We start from the raw sequence: 13,196 nt of genomic DNA, 5'->3' as shown, positions 1-13,196 counted from the left end.
TCTCCCTCAGATTCGACTCCCCTTCGACAGGGTCCGTGAGAACTGTATCGCCGGAGCCGATGTGGCCGTCGAGCACTCACGCGGCCCGGAGCACCCCGGTGGAGGTGAAGTCCTCGAGGGTGCGTTCGAACGGAGCGATGTCGATGTTCTGCGCTGCAAGCCACTCATCGTTGTAGTAGGTGGAGGAGTATCGGTCGCCCGTGTCGCAGATGAGGCTCACGATGCTTCCGGTGCGTCGGCTGGTCCCGAGACGCTGGACGAGTTGGAGAGTGCCCCAGATGTTCGTGCCGGTGGAGGCTCCGACGCGTCTCCCGATGATGCGGGATGCCCATCTCATGGTGGCGATCGACGCCGCATCGGGCACGGGAAGGACCTCATCGATCAGGTTCGGGACGAACGATCGTTCGACACGGGTGCGCCCGATGCCTTCGATCCGCGACGGTGTCGAGGTCACGTAGGAGATGTCGTTCCGGCGCCAGCCCTCGTAGAAGGCTGAGCCCTCCGGATCCACGACGGCGATACGGGTAGCGAGGCCGGTGAATCGGGCGTATCGCGCGATCGACGTGCTCGTTCCACCGGTGCCAGCGCCGACCACGATCCACTCCGGCACAGGGTGCTTCTCTCGGCGCATCTGATGGAAGAGCTCACTGGCGATATTGCCCTCGCGCCAGTTAGTCGCCTGGCTCGCGAATGTGAACTGATCCATGAAGTGTCCGCCGCGCTGGACAGTGACTTTCTGGGCGGTGCGGACCACGTCTGCGGAAGCTTCGACCATGAGTACCTGGCCCCCATGTCGCTCGATCAGCGCGATCTTCTCGCGACTCGTGGCGGCCGGGATGACGGCGATGAAGTCCAGCCCCAGGATCTGAGCGAAGTATGCTTCGCTGACCGCGGTGGAACCGCTCGATGCTTCAACGATCGTGGTCTGCGGGCCGATGTCGCCGTTGCAGAGACCGTGGGTGAAAAGTGATCGGGCGAGGCGGTGCTTGAGGCTGCCGGTCGGATGCAGGGATTCATCCTTCAAGTAGATGTCGATCTCTCGAAGCCCCGGAGCGTGGAAAGGGATGAGCGGGGTCCATCCGCTGCGCCCGGCTTCGGCGGTGAGGAGTTCTAGCGCATGAGTCACCCACCGTCGATCTGTTCGGCGCGGTCGGATGACATCGCTCGCGTCGGTGATCGGGGACTCGCTGTACATCATGGTCTCGCTTCTCGCTTCTCGATGTCGACGCGCGACGCTTCCAACGCCGCGCACATTCACAGTGTGAAGCCGGCAAAACCAAACGAGAAGCTAGAGAATATGTGATGAGACAAAACGTGGCTTATATATGTGTGGCGAGAGCCATGGATTCGGCCGCCTCTCTCAGCGACTCGAGCACCCGCAGCACCGCCGGCTTCTGCCGCTGCGAGCGCAGGACGGTCGCAGTCACGTGACGGTGACGCTCAGGCAGCAGGGGGCGCGTGCGCAGCTTGGGGTGCTTCACGAAGGACTGGGTCATCCGCGGCATCATCGCGAGGCCCAGCCCGGCGACGACATAGCTCTGAACAGCGAGATTGTCGTCGGTGGTGATGTCGATGCGAGGCTCGAATCCGGCGACGGCGCAGGCGCTGACGAACTCATGGCGGCAACGGACACAGCCGGCCACCCAACGCTCGTCCCGAAGTTCGGCGAGTTCGATCTGTTTCCTGCGTGCGAGCGGATGGTCATCCCACAGCATCAAGACCATCGGCTCGTCGATCAGCTCGATCGACACGACGCTGTCTCCGATGTCCGGGACGGGCTGATCGTCGTATCGAAATGCCACCACCACGTCGTACTCGCCGCTTTCCAAACCGTCGAGCGATTCAGGTGGCTCCGCCTCGAACAATTCGATCTCGATGCCGAGATGGCGTGCCCGCAGCCGCGAGATCGCCGAGGGGATCAGCGTCGCATTCGCGCTCGGGAATGCGCACACGCGGACGCGGGCCTCCTTGAGGCGAGCGACCGCAGCGACTCGCTCCTCCGTGGCCCGAAGGTCGGTGATGAGGGATTCAGCGCGCGACGCGAGTACCTCACCCTGTTCGCTCAATTTCAGACCGCGGCCCTCGCGTGAAAAGAGTGTCGTCTTGAGTTCGCGTTCGAGAGCCTTCATCTGTTGGCTCACGCCGGGCTGGGTATACCCGAGTTCACGTGCAGCCGCAGCAAAGCTGCCGAGCCGAACGACCGCGGCGAACGTGAGGAGCTTCTGTGTGTCGAGCATGGCTGAAGTATAAGCAGAGGTTTGACTAGCGCAAGTGAAACATGGTTTGCATTTGATCCCACTGTCGTGATGATGAGAGAACCGCATCACCCGAGCGGTTTCAGGAGCCCAGCGATCAGTTGTGCGAACGCAGGCCCGAGCTTTTCCAAGGAGAACGGAAAGATGGCTTCACAGACAACGACCCGCTCGCACGACCGCGGCATCCGGAGACGTGCCATCGGCGGCAGCGTCATCGGCACGGCCCTCGAGTGGTACGACTTCTTCCTCTACGGCACCGCTGCAGCCCTCGTGTTCAATACGGTGTTCTTTCCCACGTTGGATCCGCTCACAGGCACGCTTCTCGCCTTCGGCAGTTTCGCGGTGGGGTTCGTCGCTCGCCCGATCGGGGCGATCGTGTTCGGGAACTACGGTGACCGGATCGGCCGCAAGCGCATTCTCGTGATCACGCTGATGATCATGGGTATCTCGACCATGCTCATCGGTCTGCTTCCGGGTTATGACACGGTCGGCATCCTGGCCCCGATCGCGCTGACCGTGCTGAGGTTCGTGCAGGGATTCGGTCTCGGTGGCGAGTGGGGCGGTGCCGTCCTGATGTCTCTCGAGCACGGTGACCCGAAGCGCCGTGGTCTCGCGGCCAGCTGGCCGCAGATCGGTGTGCCGCTGGGACTGCTGCTTGCCAATGGCGCGCTCACCCTCATGCTCTGGCTGACCGATGATGAGGCGTTCTTGGCCTGGGGATGGCGCGTGCCGTTCCTTCTCAGCGCCGTCCTCATCGCGATCGGTCTCTGGATCCGGCTCAACGTCACCGAGTCGCCGGAGTTCGAGAAACTGGCCGCCGAAGGACACCGGGTCAAGCACCCCATCCTCGAGGTGCTGCGCACCCAGCGTCGTGAACTGCTCATCGCGACGGGCTCGCGCATCGGCACTGATGTGGCGTTCTACATCTTCGTTCTCTTCGTCGTCACCTACCTGACTCAGATGGTCGGCATCGAGCAGACCACGGCGACTCTCGTCGTATTGGTCAGCGCGGCCACCATGATCCTCTTCATCCCGTTGTTCGGCGCATTGTCGGACCGGGTCGGCCGGCGGCCCGTGTACATCGGCGGCGCGGTAGGTGCGATGCTCTGGGTATTCGCGTTCTTCCCGCTCCTCGAGACCCAGAACATCGCACTGATCCTGCTGGCGGACTTCGTCGGGATGCTGTGCTGGGCTGCGATGTACGGGCCGCTGGCGGCGTTCACCACGGAGTTGTTCCCCGCGAACGTGCGCTACAGTGGCGCCTCGCTCGGGTTTCAGCTCTCGGGCATCCTTGGTGGCGCCCTCGCGCCGATCATCGCGGTCGCGCTTTACGGCCGCTTCGAGAGCTGGGTCCCGATCGCGGCCTATGTCGCCGGCATGCTGATCATCACCATCGTCTCGGTGATGATCGCGCGGGAGTCTTCCCGTGACACTCCGACGCTCTCTGCGACGAAGGCTCGCGAATGATCTCCTCCCGGCATGCGAAGATCATCGAGCGTCTTCGCGACGGGGGATACGATCTTCCCGAGGCGCCGCCCGCACCGATTGGTGCCTATACCGGAGCACTCGCCGCGGGACACCTGATCTTCACCTCGGGTCAACTTCCGCTTCGCGATGGAGTCATCTCTCCGACGGGAAAGGTCGGGGAGGGCAGCGGGCTCGTCAGCCTCGACGCTGCTGCCGGCCTCGCCGCCCAGTGCGCGGTGAACGCGATCGCTGCACTCCATGGTGAGATCGGCGATCTGGGCCGTATCGCCCGCATCGTCAAGGTCACCGGTTTCGTCGCCAGCGACCCTGACTTCTCCGACCAATCCAAGGTGATCGACGGAGCCAGCTCGCTCTTGAAAGCCGTGTTCGGAGACGCAGGAGTGCACACACGCTCGGCGGTCGGGGTGGCCTCGCTCCCCAGAGACAGCCCCGTGGAGGTCGAGGTCATCGCCCTCCTGCGCGCAGATCCGGTCTGACAAGCGACACGCTGACAGACACGACAGAGACACACAGCTCGCGACAGATCGCGGGCGCCGATACAGATAGGTGGAATACAGATGACGTGGGATGAGACTTACCCGGAGAAGTTCTTCGGACCGACAGAGGGAACGCTCCTCATCAAGAATCTGCGTGGCGTCGTCACCGGGCGATTGGGAGAGACGCTGCGCGAAGTCGAGACGGTGCTCATCAAGGGCGACCGCATCGTCGAGATCGGTGGTTCCGCTGACTCGGAGGCCGACGTCGTGATCGATGCGAAGGGCGCGGTCGCACTTCCGGGACTGTTCGACACGCACACTCATTTCTCGATCGGCGACTTCAACCCGAAGCAGAACACGATCGGCTTCATCGAGAGCTACATGCACGGAGGGGTGACGTCGATGATGTCCGCCGGCGAAGTGCACTTCCCCGGGCGGCCGATGGATCGGCACGGAGTGAAGGCGGTTGCCGTGGCGGCGAACCGCTCGTTCACCAACAACCGTCCCGGGGGCGTGCGCATCCACGGCGGGTCGCTGATGACGGGCCCCTATATGGAGCAGGAGGACTACGCCGAGCTCGCGGGTCAGGGAATCTGGCTGATGAAGGTCGGATTCGGCGGCTTCAACGTGCCGAAGGATGCCGTCCCGCACGTGCGGTGGGCACAGGACGCCGGATTCGTGGTGATGTCGCACTCGGGGGGCGCGTCTTCGGTTCCCGGTGTCGCGCCGATCACGGTCGATGATCTCATCGCGATGCGCCCCGACATCGCCGGCCACATCAACGGGGGAACGACCAGCCTCCCGGAGGCCGACGTCGAGCGACTCGTGAAGGAGTCGGATGCTGCGCTGCAGCTCGTGCAGGCCGGGAATCTCTCGGCAAGCCTGAACATTCAGCGCATGGCGGCCGAGCACGGAGCACTGGACCGGGTCATCCTCGGTTCCGACACCCCGTCGGGCACCGGTGTGATGCCTCTGGCGATCATCAAGACGATCGCCGAGCTGTCATCGATCGGTGGCGTGCCGGCGACGGACGTCATCGCCTACGCCACCAGCAACGCCGCCCGCGTTCTGCGCCGAGAGGAGGGCGTGCTCGAAGACGGGCGCCCTGCCGACCTGGTGCTGGTGCAGCAGCCGGTCGGCGGTCCAGCAGATCACCCGATCAAGGCCCTCAACCGGGGTGACATCACCGGGATCGCCGGCGTGATCATCAACGGACAGATTCGTGCCCTTCGCAGTCGGAACTCGCCCGCTCCGATCCGCGAAGTCGAGGTCCAGTCGCACCGCTGATCTCACCGCTGAGATGAAAAGGCCGCTACAGCCCTCCTTCGGGGGTGCTGTAGCGGCCTCTTCCCCGGGGAGAGCACGCGGGTGTCCTTTCGCCGGGTCTCGTGAATGCGCATACTCACCTGCAGTACACCTCGGGCATCGGCGTGCTCGCGGAGGTGGTGCGGGATGACTTCGCTGTCTTCGCCGTGGATGGGGGTCATGATCCGGAGTAGGCCCTGATCAGACACGGCGGGGGACCTGCACGGCAACGTCCTTCGATGGGCGTCTGATGACATGAGATGGCGAAGCCACCGCGAGCTCTTCGTCGTGATGCGATCGCCATCGCACACGCACTGCTCAGGAGATGGCTCGAAGTAGTGCCACCGTGACGCCGGCTACTCCGAGCAAGGTCGTCGAGAGCGCCGTCAATGCGAGGGCCGTCCCGTCTGGCAGCAGCGACCGGTCTGAATCGCCCAGCAGGACGGCATTCACCCGTCGATAGCGCCGTCTTGCGGTGAACCACAGAAAGGCAGCGCCGGCAAGTCCCAAGAGGCCCGGCAGGATGCCGAAGACCGAGTCGAGCGCCTGCGGCAGGATCCTCAGAGCGATGAGCGATCCGACCGAGAGAGACAGTGCGGTGCGTCGCCACGCGAGCTCCGTGCGTTCCGGTTGCAACCCGGGATCGAACAGGCTCACCGCAGCGCGACGGCGATGATCAGCAGGACCCCGGCGAGCCCGACCACGGCGGCGATGAAGGGATTCAATACCGAGCCCGGCAGTGGCGCGGCGAGCCGCATCGCACGCTCGCTGCGGATCCAACTCGACCACGAGAGTGCCGGCAGCACCGCACCGGTGCCGACGAGCAGGAGCGATGCGGCGAGACGGAGCTGCGGCTGCAGATCGAGACCGAGCAGTTCCAGCGCGACGCCGCCCGCGATCAGTGCCAACGCCGTGCGGATCCAGGCCAGGAAGGTCCGTTCGTTGGCAAAGGTGAATCGGGGGTCCGGCTCGCTGCCGTGTCGGAACACCGCCTGCGGGAAGCGTCGACGGCTCACGACGCGGACTCCGAGGGAGCGGTGTCCCGCGCGGCGACCGTGGCCCGCGCCCTGGCGACATCTCGCGGGTAGGTCACGTACAGCACCGAGAGTACTGCGGCATTGACCAGCATCAGAGCCACCAGGATCCAGAGGAACACGGACTGCAGCCCGAATTGCACGGCGAGACTGCCGGCTGCCAGCGCGAACATCGCCCAGCCGATCGTCTCGAAGATCGTCAGCCAGATGGCGAAGGCCTGGCCCCGCAGTTCCGGACGAACGATCGCAGCGACGATGGGTCTGTTCACGGGGGGATTGAGGCCCTGGCAGGCGCCCATCGCCGCCCAGAGAAGGGCGTACGGCCACACGGCGTCGTACTCGATCTGCGTCGCGAACAGCGCGCTCATCGCGAACAGCACCTGTGCCAGCTGCAGCACCAACACCCGTCCCCGCGCGCCGAGCCGGCGGTCGAGCACGGGGAGGGCAAAGCCGATCGAGAGAGTCGCGATCGTGTACCCCACCCCGAGAGGGAGCACCACGAGCACCGCCAGAGCGTTATCGATCCCGCGCTCGGTGACCAGGAACTGTACGCCGAAGATGAGGATGAGGAGATGTCCCGAGAGCAGACGCGACAACATCATCACCACGTACGACGGCACTCGGAACAGCCCGAGCACATCGCGCAGCCCCACTCTGGGGGGCTCTGCTGTCGTGGTACCGGGGCGCAGCAGCCGATCGGAGGCGCCGACTCCCGGGTCGCGGAACAGAAGCAGGACGCACCCGCCGATCAGGAAGCACGCGATCGCCATAGCGCCCATCGCCCATCGCCACCCGTCTTCCAGGTTGAGGAAGAGTGCGATGACCGGACCGAGCGCCAGGGTCGCCACTTGTAGCGAGGCGAAGTAGAACCCCATCGCGCGTGCACGGAGGCGATCGGGGAAGGAGTCGGAGATGACGGCCATCGACACCGGGCTGCCGCCGATCGCCGACGCCGCCATCAGTGCGGTGAAGATCAGCAGCGTGACGAAGTCGGTCGAGAATGCGCCGGCGAGGCCGAAGACGCCGGCGAGGAACGAGGTGAGGGCGACGACCCAGCGGCGTCCGATCCGTGTCGCCAGCCAGACCCAGAGCGGGCCTGCGGGTGCGCTCGCGAGCTTGCCGACCGCGGCGATCACGCCGAGGTGACCGCTGTCGAGTCGGAGCGACGCTGCGATCGAGGGGAACACGTTGTTGACGAGACCCGCTTCGGTGTTGTCCACGATCGAGGCGCTCGACAGCACGGCGAGGTTTCTCCACCGATGCGGCACCCGATCGGATACGGGCGCGGCGGGAGTCGCGTTTGGGTCGGTCATCGTTGACATACAGCACTACTCTCTCAGGTGTTCGTGCGTGCAATCCAGGGGCGGTCGGCGCGCGCGGAAGGCGACGCGCCGACCGCTTCGGTCACAGGGTGACGGCGACCGCGTGCGGCAGATCGAGCACGCTGCTGCCCAGCTTCAGGATGTAGGTGCCGGGCTCGTACTGCCAGCCGGCATCCCAGTGGGCCAGCGCGCGCCGGGGAATGCTGATCTCGACCTCGGAGGAGCCACCCGCTTCCGCACGCACCACTGCGTACCCGACGAGCCATCGGACCGGACGGTCGATCGTCGAATCGGTCTTCTCGGCATACACCTGCACGACGTGCTTGCCCGCCCTGTCGCCGTCGTTGGTGACGGTGACGCGTACCGTGGCGATTCCGTCGCTGAACCCCGAGATGTGCGGCTGATCCAGCGACCAGGTCGTGTAGCCCAGCCCGAAGCCGAACGGATAGGCCGGTGTCCTGCCGGCGCGGAGCCACGCCCGGTAGCCGATGTGAATATCTTCGTCGTAGGTGACGACGCCGTCGACCGGTGTCACGTCCATCACCGGCACATCTGCGTCGGAGGCGGGCCAGGTCGTGGGCAGACGCCCGCCGGGCTCGCTGTCGCCGCGCAGGAGGTCGCCGAGAGCGTTGCCGTATTCCTGTCCGCCGAAGTAGGTCAGCAGGACTGCCGCCGCATCCTCTCGCCACGGCATCAGCACGGGGGAGCCGGCGTTGACGACGACGACCGTCCGTGGGTTGGCCGCCAGGACCGCCCGCACGAGAGCATCCTGCGCGCCGGGGAGGGTGAGCGAGCTCCTGTCGAAGCCCTCGGATTCGACACTGGCGTTGGTTCCGACGACGACGATCGCGGTCTCGGCGCCGGCAGCGGCCTCAGCGGCCGCGGCGATGAGCTCATCAGGGTCGATGTCGGCCGGCTCGGTGCCGATCGTGATGCTCATGGCGTTTCCCAGGCCGCCCTCGAGCTTCTCGGTCTCCAGCTCGATACGGATGCGCCGCATCTGGCCGCGCTCGAATCGGACCGGAGCAGAGACGACTGGGGGCGCGAGGAACGCTGCACCAAGGTCCATGCCCTCGCTGGCGGAGGACTGCTCGATGAGGAGTTCGTCGTCGACATAGACGCGACCGTGGCCCACGGAGGCGAACCCGAGCTTGAGGTCTCCGGAGGACGTGGGGGTGTAGTCGGTGATGAAATCGAAACGCGCGGTATCGGAGATCGGGGCATCTCCGCCGAAATAGACGAGGGCGCTGGCGAGACGGTCTTCGGTGAAGATCACGGTGCCATGCTCGTCGCGCAGCTCGACGCGTGCGCCCGCAGTCCCCGTCGCGGGGTTCACCATGGCGGTCGGTTCGAGCTCACTGAGCCCGTCCTGCACCACGGCCCCGAGGGAATACGTCACCTCTGCGTCGGGGAACGCTGCGGTGATGCCGTCGAGCGGTGACACGACGCGCTCGGGTATGACAGTCGCGCTGCCGCCACCCTGTGTGCGTGCGTGCTGGGCGTTGTGTCCGATCACTGCGATGGAGCGCGGAGCGGACAGGGGAAGGATGCCGTCGTTCGCGACCATCACCGTTCCCTCAGCCGCCGCCTCGCGGGCGAAGGCCACCCCATCGAGTACGTCGATCGGCTCTGCAGCGACCGGTTCGAACCCTTCCAATGCTCCGACGCGAGCTGCGAGGGCGAGAAGTCGCAACACCTTTCGGTCGATCGTCTCTTCGGAGATCTCGCCGGAACGCACGGCTTCGAGGAGAGCCTGCCCCCATGGCCCGTCCGGACCCGGCATGACGAGGTCCTGCGAGGCTGCGGCGCTGGCGAGGCTGCGCACCGCTGTCCAGTCGCTGATGACCACGCCGTCGAAACCCCACTCATCGTTGAGGGGGCTCTCGAGGAGGCTGTTCTCGGTGGCTGTCACCCCGTTGATCGAGTTGTAGGCCGACATGACCAACCACGCGCGGGATTCCACGATCGCGTCTTCGAACGCCCGCAGATACAGCTCGCGCAGCGCTCTGTCGCTGACCTGGACATTGGCGGTGAAGCGGTCAGTCTCGAAATCGTTCGCGATGTAGTGCTTGGGCGTCGCCCCGACACCGTTGCGCTGGACTCCGGCCACGTACGCCGCCGCAAGCTGCGCCGTCAGCAGGGGATCCTCGCTGAAGGCCTCGAAGTGCCGCCCGCCGAGAGGGGAGCGATGCAGGTTGATGGTCGGTCCGAGCACGACGTCGACCTTCTTGCGCCGCGCTTCGATGGCAGACGCCGCGCCGTAGGCATCCGCGATCCCTGCGTCCCAGGTCGAGGACAGCGCGCTCGCGGACGGCAGGTTGAGGGATGGCGATCGCTCATCCCATTGTTCGCCGCGCACGCCGCTCGGTCCATCCGAGACGAGCATGCGGCGCAGGCCGATCTTCTCGATCGGCCACGTGGTCCAGAAGTCTCGCCCGGTGAGCAGTTGCACCTTCTCGTCAAGGGTGAGCGCGTCGAGACGAAGGCGCAGCGCGCTCTCGGCGGGATCGTGGGCTGTCATGATTCTCCATTCATCAGTGGTCGGAAGGTCAGCGGCTGACCGTGCGGAAGCCCGCGTTGCTCATCGATGACAGTGGCGTGTTCGCCGAGCGGGCGGAGTTCCGGTAGCGGTTGCAGTAGGACGCGTGGCACAGGAATGAGCCCCCGCGAAGCACTCGCGTGCCACCCGAGAGAGGACCGGCGGGGTCGTTGCGTGGCGAGTTCGCGTAGTAGGTCGGCGAGAACCAGTCGTCGCACCATTCCCAGACGTTGCCGACGGTTTGGAACAGCCCCCAAGGGTTGGGGGCATACTCGCGGGCGGGAGCGGTGGCGAGCCATCCGTCCTCTCCAGCGTTCAGTGTGGGAAACGAACCCTGCCAGATGTTCGCGCGCCACCCCCCGCTGGCGATGTCCTCGTCGCCCCAAGGGAACTTCGCCTCTCCCAGGCCTCCGCGAGAGGCGTACTCCCACTGCGCTTCCGTCGGAAGGTGCCGCCCGGCCCACTTCGCGTATGCGGCGGCGTCGTTCCAGCTCACGTGCACCACCGGGTGATCGTCCAGGCCGTCGAGAGAACTGCGCGGACCCCCCGGATGCGCCCAGTCGGCGCCGGGAACATCCACCCACCAGGGGATGTCATCAGCCGGGACGAGAGATTCGGCTGTCTCGGTGGCGACGTGCTGGTAGAAGACGGCCGAGGATCCGAAGCGTTCGGCGTCGGTCTGATGCCCGGTCGCTCGGATGAAACGTGAGAAGGCCGCGTTGGTGACTGTGGTGACGTCAATCGAGAACCCCTCGAGGGTCACCGGGTGGACGGGGAGTTCGCCATCGCCCGCATTGTGGTCGCCTGACGAATCCCCCATCGAGAACGTGCCGGGTGGGATGGCTGCCTGCTCGATCGAGTGCGTGGCGGCCGTGCCAAGGGGGATTGTCGTAGGCGCGCCGTCGATGTCGATCATCGAGCGAGACGGGGTGCAGCCACAGGCTGCGGTGTCTGCGCGGCGTTCGATAGGCGTCATCGCCACTCCTTTGTGTATGCCGAAGCTCCGATCACCAAACTATAGGACAAGTCCGCTACTGATGCGAGGAAATAGATCTTGACTTCCATCCGCAGGGCCCTACTATTAGACGAATCCAGTAGCTAATGGACTTGTCCCATAGATGGCAAATCGCAGACAGACATGCCACACCCAATCATTCAAAGGAGAATGCTCGTGCAACGACGCATGACCGGACCCGTCAAGAGGGCCATGACCGCAGCAGCCGCACTCGTGCTGGCAGGATCGGCCCTTGTCGCCTGCAGTCCAGGTGGTGGGTCTGCAAGCTCGGGCGATACCGAAGGCGCCGGCGGCGGCACCCTGACGATCGCAGCCGCCCTCGACAACAACTCCTTCGATCGCGCGGCGCTCGAGATCGGGAACCGTGTCCACTTCTGGATGCCGGTGTACGACACGCTGCTCGTGCTCGATCCGGAGGCGAAGCTGCAACCGAACCTCGCAACGGAATGGAGCTACAACGAGGACGCCACCGTGCTCGATCTCACTCTCCGTGAGGGAGTGGAATTCACCGACGGTGCCCCGTTCGACGGTGAGGCGGTCAAGGCTAATCTCGAATACCTCAAGAACGGCACGGGGCAGAACTCCTACATGGCGGGGTCGATCGAAGAGATCGAAGTCGTCAGTGAGACTGAGGTGAAGCTCCACCTCATCGCTCCCGATCCCGGGCTCGAAAGCTACCTCGCGGCCGTCGGCGGTGCGATGGCCAGCCCAGCCACTCTCGGTGCGGGCGACCCGGCTACGAGCGCCATCGGTTCCGGACCCTACGTCCTCACGGAGGCGACGCCGGGTAGTCAGTACGTCTACGAGCGCAACGAGGACTACTGGAACCAGGATGCGTTCCCGTACGACGAGATCGTCGTCAAGCCGATCGCCGATGCGACTGCACGACTGAATGCGCTCAAGTCCGGACAGGTCAAGGTCGGTCTGGTGCAGGCGACGAACGTCGCGGAAGCTGAGGGAAGCGGACTCACCGTCGAGCGGTATCCGACCGACTGGCAGGGTTTGTTCCTCAACGATCGTGCGGGCGCCACAGTGCCGGCACTTGCAGACGTGCGCGTGCGCCAGGCCATCAACCTGGCGTTCGACAAGGAGGCGATCCTGAAGAACCTGGCGCGGGGTGAGGGCGAGACCACCTCGCAGACCTTCAACACGGAGAGCGGCGCCTACGTCGAGAAGCTCGACACCGCGTATGAGTTCGACCTCGAGAAGGCCAAGGCGCTCATGGCTGAGGCGGGCTACGAGGACGGCTTCACAGTGACGATGCCCGATCTGGCCCAGTTCCCTCAGGTCGCCCCGATCCTCGAACAGCAGTTGGGTGAGATCGGCATCACGATCACGTTCGAGAAGGTCGCTGCCGATGCCGCCATCTCAGATCTGCTGTCCGGAAAGTACCCGATGTTCTGGTTCTCGCTCGGCAGCCAGGGCGAATGGCAGGACTTCCGCAAGTTCGCCTTCCCGACATCTCCGTGGAACACCGCTCACCTCGATGACCCCGAGATGTCGGCCCTCCTGACCACGGCGCAGTCCGCGACCGCTGACGATCAGGGCGCGGCATTCCAGGCGGTCAACGAGTACCTGGTGGATCAGGCCTGGATGGCGCCGTGGTATCGCGTCAATTCTCTCCTGGCCACCGCCTCCGATGTGAAGGCGACGCCTCAGGCATGGAATGTCGTCCCCTGGATCCGGAACTTCGCTCCGGCGTCATGACATCTGCGGGGGCGGTTCCACGGAGTCGCCCCCGCTTCAACCTGCGGAGCTCATC

The 13,196-nt window shown here is 65.1% G+C and carries 11 protein-coding genes; 4 read left to right on the top strand and 7 right to left on the bottom strand.

The window, feature by feature from the left end; all coding sequences use genetic code 11:
• Positions 1-76: 76 nt before the first annotated feature.
• Both IXW21_RS14350 and IXW21_RS14345 read right to left on the bottom strand, forming a co-directional pair.
• A complete protein-coding gene (locus IXW21_RS14350) occupies positions 77-1,198 on the bottom strand; it encodes a PLP-dependent cysteine synthase family protein (protein WP_228528577.1) in 1,122 nt (373 codons plus the stop codon).
• 121 nt (positions 1,199-1,319) lie between these two features.
• The gene (locus IXW21_RS14345; protein WP_194764936.1) at positions 1,320-2,237 is read right to left on the bottom strand and encodes a LysR family transcriptional regulator; all 918 of its coding nucleotides are present in this window, start codon (positions 2,235-2,237) and stop codon (positions 1,320-1,322) included.
• A gap of 162 nt (positions 2,238-2,399) precedes the next feature.
• Between IXW21_RS14345 and IXW21_RS14340 the strand changes: the two genes are divergently transcribed.
• The 3 genes from IXW21_RS14340 (at position 2,400) to IXW21_RS14330 (ending at position 5,506) form a co-directional block, all read left to right on the top strand.
• Positions 2,400-3,722: an MFS transporter gene (locus tag IXW21_RS14340; RefSeq protein WP_194764935.1), complete on the top strand. Its 1,323-nt coding sequence runs from the start codon at positions 2,400-2,402 to the stop codon at positions 3,720-3,722.
• Complete coding sequence (locus IXW21_RS14335) at positions 3,719-4,219, top strand: RidA family protein (protein ID WP_194764934.1); 501 nt, start codon at positions 3,719-3,721, stop codon at positions 4,217-4,219. The genes IXW21_RS14340 and IXW21_RS14335 overlap by 4 nt, the downstream gene beginning before the upstream one ends.
• A gap of 81 nt (positions 4,220-4,300) precedes the next feature.
• Positions 4,301-5,506 carry an amidohydrolase family protein gene (locus IXW21_RS14330; RefSeq protein ID WP_194764933.1) on the top strand — a complete coding sequence of 402 codons (1,206 nt, stop codon included), beginning with the start codon at positions 4,301-4,303 and terminating at the stop codon, positions 5,504-5,506.
• A gap of 336 nt (positions 5,507-5,842) precedes the next feature.
• On the opposite strand, the gene IXW21_RS14325 is transcribed toward IXW21_RS14330, so the two are convergent.
• The 5 genes from IXW21_RS14325 to IXW21_RS14305 form a co-directional block, all read right to left on the bottom strand.
• Complete coding sequence (locus IXW21_RS14325) at positions 5,843-6,181, bottom strand: DUF202 domain-containing protein (protein ID WP_194764932.1); 339 nt, start codon at positions 6,179-6,181, stop codon at positions 5,843-5,845.
• On the bottom strand, positions 6,178-6,540 hold the full coding sequence (locus IXW21_RS14320; RefSeq protein WP_194764931.1) for a YidH family protein: 363 nt from the start codon (positions 6,538-6,540) through the stop codon (positions 6,178-6,180). The genes IXW21_RS14325 and IXW21_RS14320 overlap by 4 nt, the downstream gene beginning before the upstream one ends.
• Complete coding sequence (locus IXW21_RS14315; RefSeq protein WP_228528576.1) at positions 6,537-7,871, bottom strand: MFS transporter; 1,335 nt, start codon at positions 7,869-7,871, stop codon at positions 6,537-6,539. Before IXW21_RS14315 ends, IXW21_RS14320 begins: the two co-directional genes overlap by 4 nt.
• A 91-nt stretch (positions 7,872-7,962) precedes the next feature.
• Positions 7,963-10,401: a glycoside hydrolase family 3 protein gene (locus IXW21_RS14310; protein WP_194764929.1), complete on the bottom strand. Its 2,439-nt coding sequence runs from the start codon at positions 10,399-10,401 to the stop codon at positions 7,963-7,965.
• A 28-nt stretch (positions 10,402-10,429) separates the two neighbouring features.
• The gene (locus IXW21_RS14305; RefSeq protein ID WP_228528575.1) at positions 10,430-11,395 is read right to left on the bottom strand and encodes a formylglycine-generating enzyme family protein; all 966 of its coding nucleotides are present in this window, start codon (positions 11,393-11,395) and stop codon (positions 10,430-10,432) included.
• Positions 11,396-11,590: 195 nt separating this feature from the next.
• Here IXW21_RS14305 and IXW21_RS14300 point away from each other — a divergent pair, with 195 nt between their 5' ends.
• The gene (locus IXW21_RS14300) at positions 11,591-13,141 is read left to right on the top strand and encodes an ABC transporter substrate-binding protein (RefSeq protein WP_194764928.1); all 1,551 of its coding nucleotides are present in this window, start codon (positions 11,591-11,593) and stop codon (positions 13,139-13,141) included.
• The last annotated feature ends 55 nt before the right edge of the window (positions 13,142-13,196 follow it).

Source organism: Microbacterium sp. UFMG61 (assembly GCF_015354505.1).
In the GTDB taxonomy this organism is placed as follows: domain Bacteria; phylum Actinomycetota; class Actinomycetes; order Actinomycetales; family Microbacteriaceae; genus Microbacterium.
The sequence above is the reverse complement of the archived record's forward strand: the minus strand, read 5'-3'. Positions and strand labels throughout refer to the sequence as shown.

Excerpts from the sequence above, each read along its gene's own strand:
- IXW21_RS14350 (WP_228528577.1), bottom strand. The coding sequence starts at position 1,198 with ATGATGTACAGCGAGTCCCCGATCACCGACGCGAGCGATGTCATCCGA.
- IXW21_RS14345 (WP_194764936.1), bottom strand. The coding sequence starts at position 2,237 with ATGCTCGACACACAGAAGCTCCTCACGTTCGCCGCGGTCGTTCGGCTC.
- IXW21_RS14340 (WP_194764935.1), top strand. The coding sequence starts at position 2,400 with ATGGCTTCACAGACAACGACCCGCTCGCACGACCGCGGCATCCGGAGA.
- IXW21_RS14335 (WP_194764934.1), top strand. The coding sequence starts at position 3,719 with ATGATCTCCTCCCGGCATGCGAAGATCATCGAGCGTCTTCGCGACGGG.
- IXW21_RS14330 (WP_194764933.1), top strand. The coding sequence starts at position 4,301 with ATGACGTGGGATGAGACTTACCCGGAGAAGTTCTTCGGACCGACAGAG.
- IXW21_RS14315 (WP_228528576.1), bottom strand. The coding sequence starts at position 7,871 with ATGACCGACCCAAACGCGACTCCCGCCGCGCCCGTATCCGATCGGGTG.
- IXW21_RS14310 (WP_194764929.1), bottom strand. The coding sequence starts at position 10,401 with ATGACAGCCCACGATCCCGCCGAGAGCGCGCTGCGCCTTCGTCTCGAC.
- IXW21_RS14305 (WP_228528575.1), bottom strand. The coding sequence starts at position 11,395 with ATGACGCCTATCGAACGCCGCGCAGACACCGCAGCCTGTGGCTGCACC.